Raw genomic sequence first — 23426 nt, forward strand, 5'->3', positions numbered from 1 at the left:
CCGGGTCCATGCTATCGTCGCCGCCTGTCGCGACACCCGGACCCCGCCCGTGCTGCCCCGTTCCCTGCGCATCGCCCTGCTGACCCTGCTGCTGTTCGCCGGCCTGCTGCTGACGATGCACCTGGCCGGCCGCCACGCCGAGCGCCAGGCCCTGCGCGAGGAAGGCCAACAGGCCGGCGCCCAGCTGGGCCTCTACGCCGATGCATTGCGCACCCTGATCGACCGCTACCGGGCCCTGCCCGCCGTGCTAGCCCTCGACCCGGAACTGCGCGAGGCCCTGCAGCAACCGCTGTCACCCGAACTGCAGCAGCGCCTCAACCTCAAGCTGGAACGCATCAACGGCGCCGCCCACTCCTCCACCCTGGAGCTGATGCGCAGCGACGGCCTGGCCATCGCCGCCAGCAACTGGCGCCTGCCCACCAGCTACGTGGGCCACAACTACGGCTTCCGCCCCTACTTCCTGCAGACCCGCACCCACGGCACCGGGCGCTTCTACGCGGTGGGCGTGGTCAGCGGCATCCCCGGCTACTTCCTCTCCCACGCCATCCACGACGACACCGGCAACTTCCTCGGCGCCATCGTGGTGAAGCTGGAGTTCCCCGAGATCGAGCAGCAATGGCGCGAGCGCCCGGACACCATCCTGGTCAGCGACGCCAAGGGCATCGTCTTCATCGCCAACCAGCCGCAGTGGCGCTACCGCGAACTGGCGCCGATCGACGCCGCGCAACGCGCCGAACTGGCCGCCACCCGCCAGTACGACAAGAAGCCGCTGACGCCCCTGTTGCACCGCACCCTCGACGACTTCGGCGACGACAGCCGCCTGGTGCGCGTGCAGGGCCCCGATGGCGAGGCTGACTACCTGTGGGAATCCCTGGCGCTGCCCAGCGAAGGCTGGACCCTGCACCTGCTGCACCGCCCGCAGAACGCCGCCGGCAACGCCCGCGACGCCAGCCTGGCCGCCGGCGGGCTGTGGCTGGCGCTGTTCTTCCTCGCCCTGTTCCTGCACCAGCGCTGGCGCCTGGCGCGGCTGCGCCAGCAGAGCCACAACGAACTGGAGCGCCTGGTGGAACAGCGCACCGCCGCCCTGCGCACCGCCCAGGACGGCCTGGTACAGGCGGCCAAGCTGGCGGCCCTGGGGCAGATGTCCGCCGCCCTCGCCCACGAGATCAACCAGCCGCTCACCGCCCTGCACATGCACCTGGGCAGCCTGCGCCTGATGCTCGACAACGGCCAGCTGGAGCAGGCGCGCAACGCCCTCGGCCGCCACGACGAACTGCTGCAACGCATGGCCGCCCTCACCGGCCACCTGAAGACCTATGCCCGGCAGAGCCCCGGCGGCCTGCGCGAGAAGTTGGAGCTGGGCAGCGTGGTGGACAAGGCCCTGCAACTGCTGGCGCCGCGCCTGCGTGACGGCGCCGTGCACATCGAGCAGCACCCGCGCCCATTGGCCTGGGTGCAGGGCGATGCCATCCGCCTGGAGCAGGTGCTGGTCAACCTGCTGCGCAATGCCCTCGACGCGGTCGCCGGCCAGGCCGAGCCGCGCATCGACATCCGCCTGCAACGGGACGATGGCCACTGGTGCCTGGAGGTCGCCGACAACGGCGGCGGCATCCCCGAGGCCACCCTGGCCCAGGTGTTCGACCCCTTCTTCACCACCAAGCCGGTGGGCGAAGGGCTCGGCCTCGGCTTGGCGGTTTCCTATGCCATCGTCCATGAACTGGGGGGCCGGCTGAGCGCCGGTAACCGTGACGCCGGCGCGGTGTTCCGCCTGTGCCTGCCCATCTTTGATCCTGCCGAGGAGCAGCCATGACCCCGAACCTGATCTTCGTCGACGACGAGGCCGCGATCCGCGAAGCGGTGCGCGAGTGGCTGGAGCTCTCGGGCTTCACCGTGCGCCTCTGCGCCAGCGCCGCCGAATGCCTGGACGGGCTGGACGCCGACTTCGAGGGCGTGGTGATCAGCGACCTGCGCATGCCCGGCATGGACGGCATGGCCCTGCTGGAAGCGGTGCAGGCGCTGGACCGCGAGCTGCCCTTCCTGCTGGTCACCGGCCACGGCGACGTGCCCCAGGCGGTGGAAGCCATGCGCCTGGGCGCCTACGACTTCATCGAAAAACCCTTCACCCCCGAACGCCTGCTGGGCAGCCTGCGCCGGGCCCTGGAAAAGCGCCGCCTGACCCAGGAGAACCGCCGCCTGCGCCGCCAGGTGGACGACCGCACCCGCCTCGATGGGCAGTTGATGGGCTTCTCCCGCCCCATGGAACAGCTGCGCCGCCAGGTGCTGGACCTGGCGCAGACGCCGGTGAACATCCTCCTGCGCGGCGACACCGGCAGCGGCAAGGAACTGGTCGCCCGCTGCCTGCACGAGTTCGGCCCGCGTGCCGGCAAGCCCTTCGTGGCGCTGAACTGCGCGGCCATCCCGGAGAACCTGTTCGAGAGCGAGCTGTTCGGCCATGAGAGCGGCGCCTTCACCGGTGCCCAGGGCAAACGCATCGGCAAGCTGGAACATGCCGACGGCGGCACCCTGTTCCTCGACGAGATCGAGAGCATGCCCCTGGCCCAGCAGGTGAAGCTGCTGCGCGTGTTGCAGGAGCAGCAGCTGGAGCGCCTGGGCTCGAACCAGAGCATCCGCGTCGACCTGCGGGTGATCGCCGCCACCAAGCCGGACCTCAAGGAGGAGGTACGCGCCGGGCGCTTCCGCGAAGACCTGCTCTACCGCCTCAACGTCGCCGAGCTGCAACTGCCCGCCCTGCGCGAGCGCCGCGAAGACGTGCCGCTACTGTTCGAGCACTTCGCCGCCTTGGCCAGCGAACGCCTGGGCCGCCCCGTCCCGACCCTCACCCCCGCCGAGCTGGCCCACCTCCTGGCCCACGACTGGCCGGGCAACGTGCGCGAGCTGGTCAACGCCGCCGAGCGCCATGTGCTGGGGTTATCCACAGGCGGCCATGCAACCGACAACGCCGCGCCCTCCCTCGCCGAGCTGATGGAAACCTACGAGGCCCAATGCCTGCGCCAGGCCCTGGCCCGCAGCAAGGGCGACATCAAGGCGGTGATGGAGCTGCTGCAACTGCCCCGCCGCACCCTCAACGAAAAGATGCAACGCCACGGCCTGGCCCGGGGCGAGTTCCTGCCGGGTGATGAAGACTGAAAGCGGTCAAAAGCTGAGCACAGCCCTGAAAGCACCGTAGCGACTGGCATACAGAAAACTATCCACAGTCCGCTCACAGTTGGCTCCACAGACATTGTGGGCAACTGGGAATGAATGCGTTCGCCTGGGGATTTCTTCGCGAATGAATTCGCTCCTACAGGTGCTCGCCCGCCTGTGGGAGCGGTTTAAACCGCGAATGGGCGATACTGGTCGAAATATGAGCACAACCCTGAAAGCATTGCTGTGACTGGCACCAAGCAATTTATCCACAGCCAACCAACAGCTGGCTCCACAGACATTGTGAGCAACTGGGGATGAATCCATTCGCCTGGGGATTTCTTCACGAATGAATTCGCTCCTACGGGTGCTCGCCTGCCTGTGGGAGCGGTTTCAACTGCGAATAGGCGGCACTGGTCAAAGTCTGAGCACAACCCTGAAAGCACCGCTGTTACTGGCGCCAAGCGTTTTATCCACAGACAACCAACAGTTGGCTCCACAGACATTGTGGGCAACTGGGGATGAATCCGTTCGCCTGGGGATTTCTTCGCGAATAAATTCGCTCCCACGGGGACTCGCCCGCCTGTGGGAGCGGTTTCAACCGCGAATAGGTGGCACTGCTCAATATCTGAGCACAAGCTTTAAAGCAGCGCTGTTGCTGGCATACAGAAATATATCCACAGTCCGCTCACAGTTGGCTCCACAGACATTGTGAGCAACTGGGGATGAACTAGCTCGCCTGGGGATTTCTTCGCGAGTGAATTCACTCCCACGGGGGCTCGTCTGCCTGTGGGAACGGTTTCAACCGTGAACGGGTGGCACTGGTCGAAATCTGAGCACAAGCTTGAAAGCAGCGCTATGACTGGCCCTAAGCAATCTATCCACAGCCAACCAACAGTTGGCTCCACAGACATTGTGGGCAACTGGGGATTAATCCCTTCGCCTGGGGATTTCTTCGCGAATAAATTCACTCCCACGATGCTCGCCTGCCTGTGGGAGCGGTTTCAACCGCGAATAGGCGGCACTGGTCAAAGTCTGAGCACAAGCTTGAAAGCGGCGCTGTGACTGGGCCTAATCGATCTATCCACAGCCCGCCAACAGTTGGCTCCACAGCTATTGTGGGCAACTGAGGATGAATCCGTCTTCCTGGGGATTTCTTCGCGAATGAATTCGCTCCCACGGGTGCTTGTCTCCCTGTGGGAGCGGTTTCAACCGCGAATGGGCGGCACTGCTCAATATCTGAGCACACGCTTGAAAGCAGCGCTGTGACTGGTCCTAAGCGATCTATCCACAGCTCGCCAACAGTTGGTTCCACAGTAATTGTGGGCAATGCAGGGGCGATTTCATTCGCCCAGAAAAGTCATTGTGGATAGCTCGGTTGGGGCGGCGGCGCTGCGCACCGCTTGGCGAATCAATTCGCCCCTACCTGGCCATCAATGGATAGGCGAAATCCCGCTTATGACCCCTTCGCGATAAGCGCCAATCCGCGCATAAATGCCCTGTGCAATCCCTCCGAGCCTTCTATTCCGGCGCTTTGCGGCGCTGGCACAGCTCCTGCTATGTGCCCGCACCCCAAGCGCGGCGAGAGCCGTGCCTACAACAACAACTATGACTCGAGGAAACACGATGGAAAGCACCAGCACCCTGACTGCCTCAGCAGCACCCCGCACCACCTCGCAACGCATCAAATCCATTTTCAGCGGCTCGGTGGGCAACCTGGTCGAGTGGTACGACTGGTACGTCTACGCCGCCTTCTCGCTGTACTTCGCCAAGGCCTTCTTCCCCCAAGGCGACCTAACCGCCCAGCTCCTGAACACCGCCGCGATCTTCGCCGTGGGCTTCCTGATGCGCCCGATCGGCGGCTGGCTGATGGGCATCTACGCCGACCGCAAGGGCCGCAAAGCCGCCCTGCTGGCCTCGGTCCTGCTGATGTGCTTCGGCTCTCTGATCATCGCGCTGACCCCCAGCTATGAAACCATCGGCATCGCCGCGCCCATCCTGCTGGTGGTCGCCCGCCTGCTGCAGGGCCTGTCGGTCGGTGGCGAATACGGCACCTCGGCCACCTACCTGTCGGAGATGGCGACCAAGGAGCGTCGCGGCTTCTTCTCCAGCTTCCAGTACGTGACCCTGATCTCCGGCCAGCTCATCGCCCTGGCGGTGCTGATCATCCTCCAGCAGACCCTCACCACCGAGCAGCTGGAAAGCTGGGGCTGGCGCGTGCCCTTCTTCATCGGCGCCCTGTGCGCGGTCGTGGCGATGTTCCTGCGTCGCGGCATGGAAGAGACCGAGTCCTTCACCAAGAAGAAGGACAAGCCGAAGGAAAGCCTGCTGCGCACCCTGATGCGCCACCCCAAGGAAGTGTTCACCGTGATCGGCCTGACCATGGGCGGCACCCTGGCCTTCTACACCTACACCACCTACATGCAGAAATACCTGGTCAACACGGTCGGCATGAGCAAGAACGACTCGACCATGATCTCGGCCGCCACCCTGTTCCTGTTCATGCTGCTGCAGCCCCTGGTGGGCGCGCTCTCGGACAAGGTCGGCCGCCGTCCGATCCTGATCGCCTTTGGCGTGCTGGGCACCCTGTTCACCTACCCGATCCTCAGCACCCTGCACACCATCGATACCTGGTGGGGCGCGTTCTTCCTGATCATGGCGGCGCTGATCATCGTCAGCGGCTACACCTCGATCAACGCCGTGGTGAAGGCCGAGCTGTTCCCCACCGAGATCCGCGCCCTGGGCGTGGGCCTGCCCTATGCACTCACCGTGTCCATCTTCGGCGGCACCGCCGAGTACGTGGCGCTGTGGTTCAAGAGCATCGGCATGGAGAGCGGCTTCTACTGGTACGTAACCGCCTGCATCGCCTGCTCGCTGCTGGTGTACGTGTTCATGAAGGACACCCGCACCCACTCGCGGATGAACGACGATTGATCCCTTGAGCCCCCGTGGCTCTGGCTGCGCTAATCCGTAGCCGTTTTATTCCCGAAGACGGGCCCGTGAGGGCCCGTTTTTGTTTGTGCGGTCTGGGTTAAGTGTTGCTGGAGAATCTTGAGCCCAGCTGATTACCGAGCTTTGCTGACGCTTTTGGTTTCGCCCACCCGGGCGAGTCTCTTTCTTCAGTCGTCGGGATGCCGAACCACAAGAAAGAAACCAAAGAGGCTTGCCCCATCATCCGGCCCCGGCTTCGCCGGGGTTCCCTCACTCCATCGCCGCTCTGGGGGCCGGCGCGATGGGCCATCCATGGCCTGGCGCGCCTCTCGCGGCATCCATGCCGCTCGTCCCCCGGCGCAACGACTGCGTTCGGCCTCCTGGAGGGGCGTTGGCGGCTGCTCCAACTCCTTCGCCAGGTTTACAGATTGCGGTGCGCTTGAGGGCTTCCGTCGGAGCGACGGTACGGCTCAAGTCAGCCGACAGGCCTCGAATCCAGCCTTGAGCGCGTCCTCGTCCTGGGGCGTGGAGAAGATCAGCTCCAGCCGCGAGTCCTTGCGCCATTCGCTGGCCTGCCAGTGGAGCGGCGCGCCGTCCAGGGCGTTGCCGGAGAGCCAGCCGGCGTTGCTGTGGATAACCAGCTTGGCGCGACGCCAGCCGAGGCTCGCCAGCCACAGCTGCACGCGCATCAGCTCGAAGGTCTGCGAGGGGTGCCAGCGCCAGCCGATGGTCCAGCCATCCGCCGCATCCTGTGCCTGGACAATGGGCTGCCCGGGGTTTATCCACAGCGCGGGCGGAGCCGCCTGGCCAGCGGGCAGGGCCGGGTTATCCACAGCAGCGCCAGCCTTGGCGTCGAGCCCCGGCAGGTCGGCCAGGGGCAGGCGGCCCTGCACCGTCCAGCTCAGGGGCAGCGCCGGCAGTTGCTCGGCCACGCGCTGGCGGGTATCGGCATCAAGGTTCTCGGCCTTGTTCAGCACCAGCAGGCCGGCGCCTTCGAGGGCATCGCGCTGGCTGTCAGGCAGGGCATCGCCACGGGCCAGGGCGGCGGCGTCCAGCACCAGCAGGCTCGGCTGCAGGGCCAGCACGCCTTCCCAGGGCGACTCGCGCAGCTGGCGCATCAGCTCGGCGGGGTGGCCGAGGCCAGACGGTTCGATGAACAGCCGGTCCGGCCGGGCCTTGCGCAGCAGGCGACCGAGCCCGACCTGGAAGGGCGCGCCGTTGACGCAGCACAGGCAGCCACCGGCCACCTCGGCCAGGGCGATGCCGTCGTCGCCGGTTTCCAGCAACGCGGCGTCCAGGCCGACCAGGCCGAATTCATTAATCAGCACCGCCCAGCGCTCGTCGCTCGGGCGCTGCGCCAGGAGGTGGCGGATGAGGCTGGTCTTGCCGGCGCCCAGGGGGCCGGCCACCAGGTGAGTGGGGATATGGGCAAGCATCGCGCTATGGTGCTGCGTCACGGGCTCGGAATAAAGCCTCGTGCTAGAGTCGCGCCCATTAATTTCCCGAGGTCCTGCGTTCATGCGTCTCTGCCTACTGCCCCTGCTGCTGGTCCTGTCTGCCGATGCGCTGGCCGAGGCCTGCATCGTCCACAGCCAGAGCGACCAGCTCGATGTGAAGGTCTGCCAGCAGAACCGCAGCATCCCGCCGCAGCTGTTCCGCGACGGCTTCTGCAAGCCGCAGATGCCCGGGCAGAAGGTGGAGGTGAGCTACGCCGACCAGTGCCCGAGCGGCGCCTTCGGCGTGTGCAGCAACGCCCAGGTGAGCAACATCGCCTACCGCCAGGACATCCACTACTACGGCGTGGCCACCGACGCGCGCTACCTCAAGCCCTTCTGCGAGGGGCAGAGCAAGGGCACCTGGGAAAGCCCGTCGTCATCAGCCGGTAACAGCCCTGGTGTGCAATAGCCTTGGGTACCTCGCCCGTACCGGCCCAGCCGGTAGGGCCTCGGTGATACAGGGCCGCCTTCGGGTGGCCCTTTTTTTTCGCGCTGCAGAGCGCCTCGTCAGGCCAGCCAGTCCAGGGTCAGCAGCAGGCGCGCATCACCCGGCATGACGTCGGGTGACCTGTGGATAACCCCTCGCCCCTCGTTGCCCAGCCACTTTTCGCCCTTGAACAACGCCACATGACCCGGCGCCAGGGTCTGCCCGGCCGGCACGGCCTTCGGCTCGGCGGCGGGGTCGCCCAGGCGGCTGCGTTGCATCTGCCCTTCCTGCAGCCAGTGGCTGCCCACACCGGCATAGGTGGTGATCAGCCGCAGCGGTACATGGTCGACGTGGTAGCGCGGGCACATGGCGCGGTCCAGGCGGCGCAGGCGCAGGCCGATGCGCCGCGCATCCAGCAGGCAGGCGAAGGCGCGCACCAGCCAGGCGACGTCGGCGAGGAAGGCGGCATGTCCGTCGATGTCGGCGAAGCGCCGGGCCAGGCTGTCCAGGTCGAGGGTGGCTTCAGGGTCTGGCAGCTCCAGGGTCAGGGACTCGCTCAGCGGCTCCCCGAGCCCCAGCAGGCACTGGGCGTAGTCGCTGATGTGCAGGGGCAGGCGGCGCTCCCACACGGCGAGGTTGACCTCGTCGCGCAGCGCTTCGCTCAACACTGCCAGGTTGTCGCTGGTCGCCACCCGAGGTTGGGGGCGCAAGGCCAGGGCTTGCATCAGGCGGCCTCCCCGACCAGGCCGCCGAAGGGGTCGGGCAGGCGCGCCCAGCCCTCCACGCCCTGGGCCATCTCGGTGGCATCCAGCAGGCAGGCGTCCAGCTCGGCGTGCAGCCGCTCGAAGTCGATGCCCTGGCCGATGAACACCAGCTCCTGGCGGCAATCGCCCACCTCCGCATCCCAGTGCTTCATCACCGCGCCCAAGCCGTCTTCGTCCGTCGGCCACTGCTCGCGCGGCACGAAGCGCCACCAGCGCCCGGCATGCCCGTAGCGCATCAGGCCGCCGGCCTGGGACCAGCTGCCCGCCTCGCGCCACGCGCTGGCCAGCCAGAAGAAGCCCTTGGAGCGCAGCAGCCGGCCGTTGCTCCATTCACGATTGAGGAATGCGTGGAAGCGCTCGGGGTGGAAGGGCCGACGCGCCCGGTAGGCGGTGGAGGCGATGCCATAGGCCTCGGTTTCCGGCACGTGCTCGCCGCGCATCTCCTTGAGCCAGCCGGGGGCTTCGGCGGCACGATCGAAGTCGAAGCGGCCGGTGTCGAGAATCTTCTCCAGGGGCACCTGGCCCATGCTCATGGGCAGGATCTCGGCGTGGGTGTTGAGGCGCGCGAGGATGGCGGTCAGCTCCTCGCGCTCGGCCTGGCTGATGAGGTCGATCTTGCTGATGAGGATGACGTCGGCGAACTCCACCTGCTCGATCAGCAGGTCGGTGATGGAGCGCTCGTCTTGCTCACCCAGGGTTTCGCCACGGCTGGCGAGGCTTTGCGCTTCGTGGAAGTCACGCAGAAAGTTCACGCCGTCGACTACGGTGACCAGGGTGTCCAGCCGCGCCAGGTCGGACAGGCTCTGGCCCTGCTCGTCGCGGAAGGTGAAGGTCTCCGCCACCGGCAACGGTTCGGAGATGCCGGTGGATTCGATCAGCAGGTAGTCGAAGCGCCCTTCGCCGGCGAGGCGGCTGACCTCTTCCAGCAGGTCTTCGCGCAGGGTGCAGCAGATGCAGCCGTTGCTCATCTCCACCAGGCGCTCCTCGGCGCGGTTGAGGCTGACGTCGCGCTGCACCTCGCTGCCGTCGATGTTGATTTCGCTCATGTCGTTGACGATCACGGCGACGCGCAGGTTTTCGCGGTTCTTCAGCACGTGGTTGAGCAGGGTGCTCTTGCCGGCGCCGAGGAAGCCGGAAAGCAGGGTGACGGGGAGTCGGGCGGTCATGGGGTTCTCCGGTTCAGGCTGGGCGGCTCGGGTGGCCGCTCTGTGGGTTCTCAGGCTTCGCGCCGGTGGCGCTCGCGTTGTTCCTGGCGTTCCTTGGCTTCGATGCACAGTTCGGCGGTCGGGCGCAGCAGCAGGCGGCGCAGGCCGATGGGCTCGCCGGTCTCCAGGCACCAGCCGTATTCGCCACGGGCCAGGCGATCGAGGGCGCCGTCGATCTTGTCGAGCAGCTTCTTTTCCCGCTCCAGGCGGCGCAGCTGCCATTGGCGCTGCTCCTCGCGGCTGGCGATGTCGACGTCGTCGCTGGCCGGTTGCGCTTCGCGCAGCTCGTCGATTTCTTCGTCGATGCGGGCACGCAGGCCATCGCGTTCCGTCAGCAGTAGCAGGCGGAAGTAGGTCTGCTGGGCGTCGTCCATGTAGCGGTCGGCGGGCTGGTCGAGCAGTTCCTGCTCGCTGAAGGGAAGATCGGGCATGATGGTGTTCGCTTGATTTTCAAGTGTTATAACATAACATATTCAGTCGAATTCAAGCCCGGATCAACGATGAACATCCAGACCCTGCCCGACATGGCCATCCAGAACGCCCCCTGCCACGGCGCCCTCGACTGGGTGGGCATGGGGGATATCGCCCTGCCCCTTATCCTCTGCGGCCAACCGGTACAGGCGCGGGTGGATATAGGCGTCAGCCTCGACGATGCCAATGCGCGGGGCATCCATATGTCACGGCTGTACTTGGCGCTGGGTGAGGAGCTGGGCAACAGGCCGGCGACCCTGCCCGCGCTGCGCCAGCTGCTACAGCGCTGCCTGGACAGCCACGAAGGCCTTTCCCGCAGCGCCTCCCTGGAGCTGCGGGGCGAGCTGTTGCTGGAGCGCCCGGCGCTGGTAAGCGCGCTGTCCGGCCACAAGGCTTATCCTTTCGAGATCGCTGTACGCTTGGATCCATGGGGGTTTCACGTGGAACTGCAGGCAGAGGTGGGCTATTCATCCACCTGCCCCTGCTCCGCGGCACTGTCACGCCAGGCGACGCAGAATGCCTTCGCCCAGCACTTCGCCAAGCGCCTGGCGTCCTTCGAGGAGGTGCATGAGTGGCTGGGCAGCCAGGCGGGCATGCCGGCGACGCCCCACAGCCAGCGCAGCCAGGCGCACCTGCGTGTCCGTCTTACTGGCGATGAGCTGCCCCTGGTGGAGCTGCTGGACAGCGCCGAAGCAGCCCTGGGTACCGCCCTGCAGACGGCGGTCAAACGTGCCGACGAGCAGGCCTTCGCAATAGCCAATGGCCACAATCTGCTGTTCTGCGAGGATGCCGCCCGGCGCCTGGACCGGGCCCTGAAGGCCATGCCCTGGGTGGAGGCGCACTGGCTGCGCGTGGTCCATGGGGAAAGCCTGCACGCCCACGATGCGGTGGCCTGTGCCAGCTGGCGCTGGGCGCCCCAGCCGTGGCGCTAGCGGCTCAGACGGCGAAACGCGGCGCGCAAGCCGTCGAGGGTCTGCAGGGCCACTTCCCTGCCCTGCTCCAGCACCTGGCGCTTCCAGTCATCGGCATCCACATAGAAGGCATCGCGCATCTGCCGCTTGATGCGCGCGACCGTGGCGCCGTCCGCTTCGGGGTGGTTCTGCAGCCACTGTTCGGCGCGCAGGGCGCTGAGCACCCTCCAGCCCGGCAGGGTGCCGTATTCCAGGGTCAGCCCGGTCTATTCGGCCTGGGCACACTCTGCCATCACCGACATGTCGAGGGTGCCGTTGAGGTGCGCCGAGGTGGAGCTGCCGTCGAAGCTGTTGGTCAGCTCCGGTCCCCACCACTCGCGGGAACGCTGCATGTCCTGCTCGCGCTGCAGGCCCTTGTAGATGCGCTCACCGACGCCACGGGGGCCGAGCCCGGTGTGCAGGTCGATCCAGCCCAGGCGGCGGCACTGGCGACCGTGGTGCTGCAGGATCGCGCGCAGCGTGCGGTTGCTCCAGGTCGGCGCGTCACCGGCGAAGAACAGCCCACGCGGGTCGCCGTGCTGACCACGGGAGATGGCCGCCTGCAAGGCGGCGCGGCCGTGGCGCAGGGCGTAACCCATCAGGCCCAGGCTGCTGAGCAACGTCGGCGGGCAGCGCTCGGGTAGCAACAGCGGCACCACGGCGCGGTAGTCGGGGTTGTCCGGCAGTGGCTGCTCGAAGTCGACGAAGTTGCGGTTGAGATCGACGTTCTCCTTGGTCACCCGGCGCAGCCAGGAGAAGCCATAGGGGTTCATCGCGTGGATGTAGAGCACCGCCATGTCGGCGCCGCCGCTGCGCGCCATCCAGTCGTCGTCGCCCAGCAGGTCGAGCTGCACGCCCGAACCGCAGAAGCCCTCGACGCCGTGGCAGCCACTGCTGATCACCAGCAGGTTGGCGGCATCGGCGGGGCATGCCGGGCAACGTCGACGGCCAGTTGCTCGCCGTCGCGCCCGGGCAGCGGGTGGACATGGGACTCCAGCGCCAGGCCGCGTGCGGCGCACAGGGAGAGGAATTTCTCGCGAGCTTCGGCGTAGCTCTGGGAAAAGCAGGTCAGCGTCATGGGTTCAACTGTGGATATCGGCGCGTCGTGCAGGACACGCGCGGACGCCACCCGGCGCAGGCGGATAGCCCGCACGGGACGACGGCACGCGCCGCTGGAAATGGGAAGTAAGCCGGGGCGAATGGCCCCTGCACCCCGGCTGCCGATCAGGCGCACCGGGGTGCCGGTCGCGACCGGTCAGGCCGTGACGGTGATGCGGCCCAGGCTGCTGCCGCGTTCGCCGAAACGGACGTCCTCGATCTCGATGCGGGTGCCGAACTCGGCCGACAGGTCCCGCAAGCGCTCGAGGATGCGCCTGGCCTTGCCGCCGTTTTCCTCGGTGTCGAAGGCCAGGCGCGGGATACCACGCTCGGCGTCACGCCCGTCGTGACCTAATTCGATGGGGTGCAGCAGCATTTCCTTGAGGCAGCCCTTGGCGTCGAAGCGGCATTCGGCGACCAAGCTTTCGAACCAGATCGGCTCGGCGAAGATGCCCACCACGCGGCGCCATTCGAGGAACTCGGCAGGCGTCGACAGGCGCGGGTTGGTGATGCCCTTGGGCCCGACTATGGCTTCGGCGGCCATCCACTCCAGCTCTTCCCACTCGTCACGGGCGACCACCTGCTGGCTGTTGTCCATGAAGCAGAAGTTGCCCAGGGAGTAGAGCAGCGGCTTGCCCTTGTACAGTTCGATGCCGCGCAGCTGGTGCGGGCCATGGCCGCAGAGCATGTCGGCGCCGTTGTCCACCAGGGCGCGGACCAGGCCCGGCAGGTAGCTGGGCACTTCGGTGGTGAAGTTGTCCGGCTCGTGGGTGTGCTGGGCGACGAAGGTGAAGTCCGAGCTCTGCTTGGCCTGGCGCAGGTTGCGCAGGATTTCAGCCTGGTCGCGCTTGTCGCACTCGTGGTGGATGCGCAGCGAGCCCGGCGCGGCGTTGGGGTCGACGCGGTAGTGCAGCGCCATGCCCAGGTGCACGCTGTGCTCGCCGTGCATGGCCTTGAGCAGGTAGTGGTCCTGGAAGGCTTCCTGGTCATTGAGACGCTTGAGCACGGCGAAGTCCTCCGCCGAGACCAGACGATGGGGCGTGGTGCGCAGCGGGTTGAGCCCTGGTCGCGGCGGCACCACGCCGAGGCCGTCGCCCGCCGGCGAGTTGGCTTCGAAGGTGGTGGCGTAGGAAATCAGCGAGGCGCGCGCCTTGCCGGTGTTGACGAAGGCCGGGGCGCGGGCGGCGGCGAGGCTGGAACCGGTGCCGGCGTGGGCGATGCCGGCGTCGTCCAGCAGCTGGTCGGTCATGCGCATGCCGGCCACGCCCCAGTCCAGCGCGTGGTTGTTGGCCCGTGCCATGAGGTTGAAGCCCAGGCTGGCGAGGTCGGCCGGCGCGTCGGGGTCGCTGATCAGCCAGGCGAAGCCGGATTCAGCCTCGGGGTGGCCGTCGTAGCGCTCCAGGTCGATGGCCGAGCCTTCGTAGTTGCCCACCACCACGTCACCACGGCCGAGGATTTCCAGCAGCTCCGGCGACTTGCGCGCCAGCTTCTCGCGGATGACGTGGGTGATGATGATGTCGCCCACGGCGACCACACAGAAGCCGTCCTCGACGTCCGCCGCACGCCAGGTGGGGTGCAGTTCGAGGGTTTCGGGGCGCTGCTGGGGGGCTTTCACACGTTGATGCATGACGCGTATTCCTGACTTAGGCCTGGCACGGGGCCAGGGCGTTGACGGGGTCCTGGAACTGGGTGGCGATGGCGCGACGGCTGCGCTCGGGGTCGATCAGCGCCAGGCCGACCAGGGCGCTGGCGATGAGGGCCAGGCCGAACAGGCCGACGGTGAGTTCGAAACCCTGGAGGATGTCGCCGCCGCGCCAGGCAACGGCCTGGCCCACCAGGTGCGGGGCGAGCATGCCGGCGCTGGTCATCAGGCCGATATGGATGGCCAGCATGCTGCCGCGCTGCCGGGCCGGGGCGATGAAGGCGACGATGCTGTTGGCGAAGGCCGGCAGCAGGTTCACCAGGATGCCGCCCACCAAGCAGAGGCCGAGGGTGCCCACCAGGCCCTGCTCGCAGAAGCCCATGATTGCCATCGCCACGCCTGCCACCAGGCAGGCCAGGGTCGGTGGCGCGACCATCGCCAGGCGTACGCTGGCGCCGCGCTTGAGGGCGCGTTGCGACAGCCCGGAAACCAGCAAGTTGAGGAGGATCACGCCGAGGGTGGCGACCATCACCACGTAGCCCGATTGCATGGGGGCGAGGCCCAGGCCCTTCTGCAGGTAGACCGGCACCCAGCTGTAGATCAGCGCGGTGGGCAGGTAGCTGCAGAAGCCGGCCAGGGTGATGAAGACGAAAGTGCGGTTGAGCAGCAGGCGACGGTAGGGCGCGACGGCGCCGGAGCTGATCTCCCCTGCCTCGTCATGGCTGCCCTCGCGACCATAGGCGAGCCACAGCACCAGCCACACCAGGCCGGCACCGGCGAGGATCAGATAGCCCACGCGCCAGCCCAGGTGCTGGATCAGCAGCGGCAGCGACAGGGCGCCGGCGATGGCACCGAGCATGATCGCCACCTGGATCAACGCCGAGGGCAGCACCCGTTCGCGGGGCGCATACAACTTGAAGTAGGCGTGCTGGGTCACCGCGGTGCCCGGGCCGCAGCCGGCGCCGAGCAGCATGCGGCTGGCCACCAGGGCGAAGAAGCTGCTGCTGAGCGCGGTGAGCCGCTGGGCGAGCATCCACACCAGCGACATGCCGCCGAGTATCCAGCGGCTGGGCAGGCGGTTGGCGAGGAAGCCCACCAGCACGCCCGATACCGAGTAGAGGAAGAAGAAGGCGCTGCCGATGAAGCCGAACTGCTCCGGCGTCAGCTTCAGCTCGTCGATGATCTGCGGCCCGGCGAAGGCGAAGATGCTCTTGTCCAGCACGCTGATGACCATCACCGCCATCAGCAGCGCCACCATCAGGGGACGACGCGCGCTTTCGGATGCTTGCATGGAGCTGCCCTTGCTCGAACTGCGGAATGGCACGCAGGATGCCCCAGGCCGTCGCAGGCGGATAATCACCTCTGCGCATGCGTATCGGCTTTGGTTATGCTCCCGAAAACTCCCCTCATGAGGTGCCCAGCATGCGCACTCCATCTCGCCGGATGCCTGACTCGGAACCTGAGCGCCCCCCTGTCCTCCTCCGGTATCGGCTGTTCGCCAATACCGCCTCGGGCGGCATGTTGCTGGCCATCTGGCTAAAACCCATCCTGCTGATGGGCCTGGTGACATTGGCTTTCCTGGGTGTGGCCGAGCACTTCACCAGATCGCGCCATATCAAACGTCTGGCTGAGAAGCGGCGCGGGGAGTCCATCTGCCAGTTCGCCCGCACCTTCCCTCGGCGAGAAGTCAACACCTGGGTCATCCGCGCCGTGTACGAGGCACTGCACGACTATCTGGGGCGGCGCATTGCCCATACGAGCAGGCGATCATCTGCGAAAGGACCTGCGTGTGGATGGAGAGGACCTTTACCTCGACCTGCTCCGCCCCATCGCAGCGCGATGCGGCCGCTCCCTGAAGGCACCGGACTCAACCCCTGGTTCGGCAAGGTTCACCGCGTGCAGGATCTGGTGCGCTTCCTCGATCATCAGCCGCGGCTGGCCTCGGCCTGAGGATCACTTTCCCGGGCTATTCACTTCGTTCGACCGCGACGCATGGGGGCTCCTGTAGGCGTACACCAGCTCGTCGATCAGCGCCTTTGCCTCGCGGGTGACCAGTTCCTGGTCGCGGCCGACCAGGGAGATGTTCATCGGCGGCACCTGCTCCGCCAGGTCGAGCTCCTGGCCCAGCTTGATGACGTGGCCGAGGATGCGCCGCGACCAGTAGCTGACGGCATCGGTATTGAGCGCCAGCTCGGAGAAGAGCACCACCGAGGCGCATTCGATGATCCGCTGCGGCGGTGCCAGGCCGTAGGTTTCGAACATCCAGCCCACTCGCGACTGCTCCAGGGAATCCTGCAGCTGCCACTCCTCGTCCAGCAGTTCGGCGAGGGAGCGGGCGTTGCGTAGCGCATGGCCCTTGCGCACCGCCAGGACCGTGGGCTAGGCGTACAGCTCGGTCCAGTGGAAACCATCGGTGCTGCGGCTGGCCGGCAGCGAGGTGAGCACCACGTCCAGCAGCCCTTCACGCAGGCCCTCCATCAGCTTGGAGGGGCGCAGCTCGTGGATCTGCACCTGCACCTTGGGGTAGCGCTTGCGGTAGCGGTTGAGGCTGTTGATGAACTGCGCGCCGGGGGTGACCGGCGACACGCCGATGGAGATCTTGCCGTCCATCACGCCCTTGAGGGTGTCGATCTCCTCCCGCGCGCGGCGCACCTCTTCGAGGATCAACCGGGCGCGACGCACCAGGCGCTCACCGAAATCCGTGGCGGTAATGCCGCGGTTGGAGCGCACCAGCAACTGCACCCCGAGGTCGGCCTCAAGCTCCTTGATGCTCTTGGACAAGGCGGGTTGCGAGATGTGCAGCAGGCGCGAGGCCTCCTGGATGCTGCCGCTCTCGTAGATGGAAAGCAGCGCGCGGAGCTGGTGCAACTTCATGGGATACCGCTGTTCGGGTTCATCGGGCCGGACTGCGACGCAAGACTCATGCCTTGCGCACGAGCCCGAACTCTACTGCAAGCGCCCGGGGGAGACAGCGCTCTTCGGGATGAACGACGCTCCCGCGTGCCTAGAGTCAACGGAAATGCCATCTTTAAGCGAACGCTTAGTCCAACGACGATTTTTAGCGGGGCGGCAAAAGCGGCAAGCGACTTGTGCATGGGCTCAGCCACAATAACCCTGGATAATGCCGAGGCCATGGTTAAATACGCGAATAAAAATATCAATTCGACTGACGTAAAAATCCAAAACACACGAATTAATCTATTCAGAAAACCGACCCAAACTCGCTTAAAAGCACCATAAGAATATCGGAAATTACCTACCTTCATAGTTCTTATGTGGGAGTTAATTTTATGAGTCTTGAAAATCTTAAACTCATGCAATGACAAATAGAATCAAAAACCCAAGTTGTATCATAGAAATTTTCTTATCAAGCATTCACAACTTTACAACTCAATAGAAATAACGGAAAATATATTTTTATAAAACCATCACTTGCCACATAACAGCCATAAGTATGGAGCAATTAGCATGCAAGAAGGAAATTTAAATTTTTTTGTACACCCTAATGGGATTTGTGAAACTGAAAAAGTAGGAGCGAATACTAAAATCTGGGCTTTCGCCCACATATTACCTGGTGCACATATTGGTTCCAACTGCAATATATGCGATAACGTTTTTATCGAAAATGACGTAGTAGTTGGAGAACGAGTCACCATCAAGTGCGGCGTGCAATTATGGGACGGCATAGATATTAGCAATGATGTTTTTATCGGCCCAAACGCCACATTTACAAATGATCGATTCCCGAGAAGCAAAGAGTACCCAGAAAGCTTTCTTCGCACCACCGTTAAAGCCGGTGCCTCTATCGGCGCAAATGCCACTATCCTTCCCGGCCTAACAATAGGAGAGGGCTCAATGGTTGGGGCAGGTGCGGTAGTTACGAGATCCGTTCCGCCATTTGCAATAGTGGTTGGAAACCCAGCAAAAATTATTGGTTATACAAACTCTATTCAGACCACAGAAAATCACTCAAGCAATGCCTCAAACTCATGCCCAAACGTAGTAGAAACAAATGTAAAAGGAGTAACACTACACACATTCAAGGCCATTCCTGATCTTCGAGGAAGCCTCTCAGTTGGCGAGTTTGAGCGCGAAATACCATTTATTCCAAAGCGCTACTTTCTTGTCTATGACGTTCCCACTGCAGATACCAGAGGTGAACATGCGCACTATGAATGCCATCAATTTTTAATTGCGGTTAGAGGCAGCATTCGAGCAGTCGTTGACGATGGAACACATCGAGAAGAGATAACTCTAGACAAGCCTAACTTGGGGTTGTATTTACCGCCCAAAACTTGGGGCATCCAATATAAATATTCACCAGAAGCTATGCTACTTGTTTTTGCGTCAGATTATTATGATGCCAACGACTATATTAGAGATTACAGTGATTTTATAAAAATCACAAACCCCAAGTAACTCAATAAAAGCCATATAAGTAGAAGTCAAGCTGGATAGCAACTCCGATTTGACTTCTGTGTAGGTGGGGGCTAGTAATTTTAGCAGACCATATTTTAAAATTGCCCCCAAGCATTCCATTGCGTTGAGCCAATCATCCTCATTCCCATACTTATAAAATATAATATAAACGTTAGAATTTTGGCCCATATAAAGAACAAACGAATTTTAAATTTTCATTCCACAGTGACGGACTTGGCCAGGTTGCGCGGCTGGTCGACGTCGGTGCCCTTGAGCACGGCGACGTAGTAGGACAGCAGCTGCAACGGCAGGGTGTAGAGGATCGGTGCCAGGGCGTCGAGGATGTGCGGCATGGCCACCACGTGGGTGCCCTCGCCGTTGTCGATGCCGGCTTCGCGGTCGGCGAAGACCACCAGTTGGCCGCCACGGGCGCGCACTTCCTGCAGGTTGGATTTGAGCTTTTCCACCAGCTCGTTGTTGGGCGCGACGGTGACCACCGGCATGTCCGCATCCACCAGGGCCAGGGGGCCGTGCTTGAGCTCGCCGGCCGGGTAGGCCTCGGCGTGGATGTAAGAGATCTCCTTGAGCTTGAGCGCCCCTTCCATGGCCACCGGGTACTGGGCGCCACGGCCGAGGAACAGGGTGTGGTGCTTCTCGGCGAAGAGCTCGGCGACCTTCTCCACGGTCTTGTCCATGGCCAGGGCTTCGCCCAGGTGGGTCGGCAGGCGGCGCAGGGCTTCGACCAGGCGCGCTTCCTCGGCCTTGGCCAGGGTGCCGCGCACCTGGCCGAGGCTGAGGGTGAGCAGCAGCAGGGCTACCAGTTGGGTGGTGAAGGCCTTGGTGGAGGCGACGCCGATCTCGGGGCCGGCGAGGGTCAGCAAGGTGAGGTCGGACTCACGCACAAGGGAGCTGGTACCGACGTTGCAGATGGCCAGGCTAGCCAGGTAGCCACCGGCGCGGGCGTTGCGCAGGGCGGCCAGGGTGTCGGCGGTCTCACCGGACTGGGAGATGGTGACGAACAGGGTGTCGGGCTGCACCACGACCTTGCGGTAGCGGAACTCGCTGGCCACTTCCACCTGGCAGGGGATGCCGGCCAGCTCTTCGAGCCAGTAACGGGCGACCATGCCGGCGTGGTAGCTGGTGCCACAGGCGACGATCTGCACGTTGCGCACCTTGGCGAACAGCTCGGCGGCTTGCGGGCCGAAGGCCTGGACCAGCACGTGGTCGGAGCCCAGGCGGCCTTCCAGGGTGCGCTGCACGACCTTGGGCTGCTCGTGGATTTCCTTGAGCATGAAGTGGCGGTACTCGCCCTTGTCGGCAGCTTCGGCGCCTTCGTGGTACTGCACGGCCTCGCGTTGCACCGCGTTGCCCTGCTGGTCCCAGACCTGCACGCTGTCGCGGCGGATTTCGGCGATGTCGCCCTCCTCCAGGTACATGAAGCGGTCGGTGACCTGGCGCAGGGCCAGTTGGTCGGAGGCGAGGAAGTTCTCGCCCAGGCCGAGGCCGATCACCAGGGGGCTGCCGCTGCGGGCGGCCAGCAGGCGGTCGGGCTGGGCGCGGTTGATCACCGCCAGGCCGTAGGCGCCGTGCAGTTGCGGGACCACGGCCTTGAGGGCGGCGGCAAGGTCGCCGGCCTCGCCCAGGGTGTGGTGCAGCAGGTGGACGATGACTTCGGTGTCGGTGTCGGAGGTGAACACGTAGCCCTGGCCCTTGAGCTGGGCGCGCAGCGCTTCGTGGTTCTCGATGATGCCGTTGTGCACCAGGGCCAGGTCGCCGGAGAAGTGCGGGTGGGCGTTGTGCTCGGTGGGCGCGCCATGGGTGGCCCAGCGGGTGTGGGCGATGCCGAGGCGGCCGACCAGGGGCTGCTCGGCCAGGGCCTGTTCCAGCTCGCTGACCTTGCCGACGCGGCGGCGGCGCTGGAGCACGCCTTCGTTGTCCAGCACGGCGACGCCGGCGCTGTCGTAACCGCGGTATTCGAGACGCTTGAGGCCTTCCACGAGGATGGCGGTGATATTCCGTTCAGCCACTGCGCCGACGATGCCACACATAAGTTTTCTCCTCAGTTATCCACAGGCGCGCAGACCAGGGTGATGCCCCGCGCCTCTATCTGTTGGCGAGCGTCCTGGGGCAGGCGCTCGTCGGTGATCAGGGTATGGACGCTGCTCCAGGGCAGCTCCAGGTTGGGGATGCGCCGCCCGACCTTGTCGGCCTCGACCATGACGATCACCTCGCGGGCGACCTCGGCCATGACCCGCGACAGGCCCAGCAGTTCGTTGAAGGTGGTGGTGCCACGGGCCAGGTCGATGCCGTCGGCACCGATGAACAGCTGGTCGAAGTCGTAGGAGCGCAGGACCTGCTCGGCCACCTGGCCCTGGAAAGACTCGGAGTGCGGGTCCCAGGTGCCGCCGGTCATCAGCAGCACGGGTTCCTGTTCCAGGTCGCACAGGGCGGTGGCGACGTTCAGCGAGTTGGTCATCACCACCAGGCCGGGGCGGTGGCCCAGCTCGGGGATCAGCGCGGCGGTGGTGCTGCCGCTGTCGACGATGATCCGCGCATGTTCGCGGATACGATCAGCGGCGGCCCGGGCGATGGCCTGCTTGTAGCGGGAGACCGGCTGGCTGGCCTCGACCATGAACTCCTGGGGCACCGGCACGGCGCCGCCGTAGCGGCGCAGCAGCAGGCCGTTGGCCTCGAGGGCGGCGAGGTCCTTGCGGATGGTGACTTCCGAAGTGGCGAAACCCTTGGCGAGCGCGTCGACACTGACTTCGCCCTGCTCGGCCAGCAGGGCGAGGATGGCGTGGCGACGTTGCGGCGTATTGCGCTTCGACATGCTTAAGTTTCGATTCGAAAGAAAAAGTGTGCGAATCAAAACTCAACGAAGCTTTTGCGTCAAGACCGAAAACGACAAAAGGCGGCATAGGCCGCCTTTTGCAGTTATCCACAGGCTTATTGCTTCAGCTTCACCGGGCGTTTCCAGCCTTCGATGTTGCGCTGCTTGGCACGGCCGACCGCCAGGGCGTGGGCCGGTACGTCCTGGGTGATGGTGGAGCCGGCACCGGTGGTGGCGCCGTCGCCCAGGGTCACCGGGGCGACCAGGGCGCTGTTGGAGCCGATGAAGACGTCTTCGCCCATGACGGTGCGGAATTTGTTGGCGCCGTCGTAGTTGCAGGTGATGGTGCCGGCACCGATGTTGGTGCGCGCACCGATCTCGGCATCCCCCAGGTAGCTGAGGTGGCCGGCCTTGGCGCCCTCGCCGAGGACGGCGTTCTTGATCTCGACGAAGTTACCCACATGGGCCTTGGCGCCCAGTACAGCGCCCGGACGCAAGCGGGCGAACGGGCCGCAATCGGCGCCCTCACCCACTTCGGCGCCATCCAGGTGGCTGTTGGCCTTGACGATGGCGCCACGGCGCAGGGTGCTGTCCTTGATCACGCAGTTGGGGCCGATCTGGACGTTGTCTTCGATGACCACACGACCTTCGAGGATCACGTTGACGTCGATGAGCACGTCGCGGCCGACGGAGGCCTCGCCGCGCAGGTCGAAGCGCGCCGGGTCCAGCAGGGTGACGCCCTGGGCCATGAGACGGCGGGCGGCGCGCTTCTGGTAGTGGCGCTCGAGCTCGGAAAGCTGGATGCGGTCGTTGGCGCCCTGCACTTCCATGGCGTCCTGGGGCTGCTCGGTGGCGACCACCAGGCCATCGGCCACGGCCATGGCGATGACGTCGGTGAGGTAGTACTCGCCCTGGGCGTTGTTGTTGGAGAGGCGGCCCAGCCAGTCGGCCAGGCGCTTGCCCGGCACGGCGAGGATGCCGGTGTTGCCTTCACGGATGAGACGCTGCTCGGGGCTGGCGTCCTTGTGCTCGACGATGGCCTTCACCACGCCTTGCTGGTCACGCACGATGCGGCCGTAGCCGGTGGGGTCGTCCAGCTCGACGGTGAGCAGCGCGAGTTGCTCGGGGCCGACCTTCTGCAGCAGGCGCTCCAGGGTCTCCACTTCGATCAGCGGCACGTCGCCGTAGAGGATCAGCACGCGCTCGGCGCTGAGCAGCGGCAGGGCCTGGGCGACGGCGTGGCCGGTCCCCAGCTGCTCGGCCTGGATCACGAAACCGAGGTCATCCGCTGCCAGTCGTTCCTTCACCGTGTCGGCGCCATGGCCGATCACCACGTGGATGCCCTGGGGCTGCAGCTTGCGCGCACTGTCGATGACGTGGCCGAGCATGGCCTTGCCAGCGATGGGGTGGAGGACCTTGGGCAGGGCCGAACGCATGCGGGTGCCCTGGCCAGCGGCGAGGATGACGATATCGAGTGACATGGAGGGGAGCTTCCGAGCCTGTGGATAACCGGCACTGCCGGAAAAGAAAAAGGGTAGCCAAGGCTACCCTTTTACTCGCTTGCGATGAAGAGCGCGGGGTTAGCCGCCGAACTTCTTGCGGATCTGCTGGACGGTGCGCAGCTGGGCAGCAGCCTCGGCCAGGCGAGCAGCGGCGGAGGAGTAATCGAACTCCGCGCCCTTCTCGTTCAGAGCCTTTTCAGCAGCCCGCAGGGACTCCTGAGCAGCAGCTTCGTCCAGGTCGCCGGCACGCAGAACGGTGTCGGCCAGGACCTTCACCATGTTCGGCTGCACCTCGAGGAAACCACCGGAGATGTAGTACACCTCCTCCTCGCCACCCTGCTTCACCAAGCGGATCGGGCCCGGCTTGAGGTCGGTGATCAGCGGGGCGTGACCCGGCGCGATACCCAGATCGCCGAGGTTGCCGTGCGCAATCACCATCTCCACCAGACCGGAGAAGATCTCCGCTTCGGCGCTGACGATATCGCAATGGACAGTAATAGCCATACGCTTGCCTCACGTAAGCGCCCGTCGCCGGGCGCCCAGGGGG

General features: G+C 64.9%; 17 protein-coding genes and 2 pseudogenes. 7 read left to right on the forward strand and 12 right to left on the reverse strand.

The window, feature by feature from the left end; translation table 11 throughout:
- Positions 1–49 precede the first annotated feature (49 nt).
- From PI990_RS31245 to PI990_RS31255, 3 genes are all read left to right on the forward strand, one after another.
- Positions 50–1810 carry a sensor histidine kinase gene (locus PI990_RS31245; protein ID WP_271659475.1) on the forward strand — a complete coding sequence of 587 codons (1761 nt, stop codon included), beginning with the start codon at positions 50–52 and terminating at the stop codon, positions 1808–1810.
- Entirely contained in the window at positions 1807–3147 is a 1341-nt protein-coding gene (locus PI990_RS31250) for a sigma-54-dependent transcriptional regulator (protein ID WP_271659476.1), read from the forward strand. The genes PI990_RS31245 and PI990_RS31250 overlap by 4 nt, the downstream gene beginning before the upstream one ends.
- A 1623-nt stretch (positions 3148–4770) precedes the next feature.
- Complete coding sequence (locus PI990_RS31255) at positions 4771–6078, forward strand: MFS transporter (RefSeq protein WP_021217435.1); 1308 nt, start codon at positions 4771–4773, stop codon at positions 6076–6078.
- Between the two features lie 467 nt (positions 6079–6545).
- Here PI990_RS31255 and PI990_RS31260 read toward each other — a convergent pair whose 3' ends face one another.
- Positions 6546–7511 (reverse strand): CobW family GTP-binding protein, encoded by a 966-nt coding sequence (locus PI990_RS31260; protein ID WP_271659477.1) that lies wholly within the window; start codon positions 7509–7511, stop codon positions 6546–6548.
- A gap of 82 nt (positions 7512–7593) precedes the next feature.
- On the opposite strand from PI990_RS31260, the gene PI990_RS31265 reads away from it, so the two are divergent.
- Positions 7594–7980 (forward strand): NADH:ubiquinone oxidoreductase, encoded by a 387-nt coding sequence (locus PI990_RS31265; RefSeq protein WP_271659478.1) that lies wholly within the window; start codon positions 7594–7596, stop codon positions 7978–7980.
- A 98-nt stretch (positions 7981–8078) separates the two neighbouring features.
- Here PI990_RS31265 and PI990_RS31270 read toward each other — a convergent pair whose 3' ends face one another.
- The 3 genes from PI990_RS31270 to dksA are packed head-to-tail and all read right to left on the reverse strand — an operon-like array spanning position 8079 to position 10398.
- Positions 8079–8723, reverse strand: a complete 645-nt coding sequence (locus tag PI990_RS31270) for a DUF1826 domain-containing protein (RefSeq protein WP_271659479.1) — start codon at positions 8721–8723, stop codon at positions 8079–8081.
- Entirely contained in the window at positions 8723–9928 is a 1206-nt protein-coding gene (gene zigA, locus PI990_RS31275; RefSeq protein WP_271659480.1) for a zinc metallochaperone GTPase ZigA, read from the reverse strand. The genes PI990_RS31270 and zigA overlap by 1 nt, the downstream gene beginning before the upstream one ends.
- A 50-nt stretch (positions 9929–9978) precedes the next feature.
- Positions 9979–10398 carry an RNA polymerase-binding protein DksA gene (gene dksA, locus PI990_RS31280; protein ID WP_271659481.1) on the reverse strand — a complete coding sequence of 140 codons (420 nt, stop codon included), beginning with the start codon at positions 10396–10398 and terminating at the stop codon, positions 9979–9981.
- A gap of 69 nt (positions 10399–10467) precedes the next feature.
- Here dksA and folE2 point away from each other — a divergent pair, with 69 nt between their 5' ends.
- Entirely contained in the window at positions 10468–11370 is a 903-nt protein-coding gene (folE2, locus tag PI990_RS31285) for a GTP cyclohydrolase FolE2 (RefSeq protein WP_271659482.1), read from the forward strand.
- Here the strand turns inward: folE2 and PI990_RS31290 are convergent.
- From PI990_RS31290 to PI990_RS31300, 3 genes and pseudogenes are all read right to left on the reverse strand, one after another.
- Positions 11367–12466 (reverse strand): annotated as a pseudogene (locus PI990_RS31290) (M14 family metallopeptidase). The gene folE2 and the pseudogene PI990_RS31290 sit on opposite strands and share 4 nt — an antisense overlap.
- Before the next feature lie 177 nt (positions 12467–12643).
- Entirely contained in the window at positions 12644–14113 is a 1470-nt protein-coding gene (locus PI990_RS31295) for a CapA family protein (protein WP_271659483.1), read from the reverse strand.
- Between the two features lie 16 nt (positions 14114–14129).
- A complete protein-coding gene (locus PI990_RS31300) occupies positions 14130–15419 on the reverse strand; it encodes an MFS transporter (RefSeq protein WP_271659484.1) in 1290 nt (429 codons plus the stop codon).
- A gap of 131 nt (positions 15420–15550) precedes the next feature.
- Here PI990_RS31300 and PI990_RS31305 point away from each other — a divergent pair, with 131 nt between their 5' ends.
- Complete coding sequence (locus PI990_RS31305; protein ID WP_271659485.1) at positions 15551–16078, forward strand: hypothetical protein; 528 nt, start codon at positions 15551–15553, stop codon at positions 16076–16078.
- 3 nt (positions 16079–16081) lie between these two features.
- On the opposite strand, the pseudogene PI990_RS31310 reads toward PI990_RS31305, so the two are convergent.
- Positions 16082–17002, reverse strand: a pseudogene (locus PI990_RS31310) (LysR family transcriptional regulator).
- Positions 17003–17596: 594 nt separating this feature from the next.
- Between PI990_RS31310 and PI990_RS31315 the strand changes: the two are divergent.
- Positions 17597–18547: a WxcM-like domain-containing protein gene (locus tag PI990_RS31315; protein ID WP_271659486.1), complete on the forward strand. Its 951-nt coding sequence runs from the start codon at positions 17597–17599 to the stop codon at positions 18545–18547.
- 215 nt (positions 18548–18762) lie between these two features.
- On the opposite strand, the gene glmS is transcribed toward PI990_RS31315, so the two are convergent.
- From glmS to PI990_RS31335, 4 genes are all read right to left on the reverse strand, one after another.
- On the reverse strand, positions 18763–20595 hold the full coding sequence (gene glmS / locus PI990_RS31320; RefSeq protein ID WP_271659487.1) for a glutamine--fructose-6-phosphate transaminase (isomerizing): 1833 nt from the start codon (positions 20593–20595) through the stop codon (positions 18763–18765).
- An 11-nt stretch (positions 20596–20606) separates the two neighbouring features.
- Positions 20607–21377 carry a DeoR/GlpR family DNA-binding transcription regulator gene (locus PI990_RS31325; protein ID WP_271659488.1) on the reverse strand — a complete coding sequence of 257 codons (771 nt, stop codon included), beginning with the start codon at positions 21375–21377 and terminating at the stop codon, positions 20607–20609.
- Positions 21378–21493: 116 nt separating this feature from the next.
- Positions 21494–22858, reverse strand: coding sequence for a bifunctional UDP-N-acetylglucosamine diphosphorylase/glucosamine-1-phosphate N-acetyltransferase GlmU (gene glmU / locus PI990_RS31330; RefSeq protein ID WP_271659489.1), 1365 nt, complete (start codon positions 22856–22858; stop codon positions 21494–21496).
- A gap of 99 nt (positions 22859–22957) precedes the next feature.
- On the reverse strand, positions 22958–23383 hold the full coding sequence (locus tag PI990_RS31335) for a F0F1 ATP synthase subunit epsilon (protein ID WP_021217152.1): 426 nt from the start codon (positions 23381–23383) through the stop codon (positions 22958–22960).
- Positions 23384–23426 lie beyond the last annotated feature (43 nt).

The sequence above is a fragment of the Pseudomonas sp. TUM22785 genome, from assembly GCF_028198105.1.
Taxonomy (GTDB): domain Bacteria; phylum Pseudomonadota; class Gammaproteobacteria; order Pseudomonadales; family Pseudomonadaceae; genus Metapseudomonas; species Metapseudomonas solani.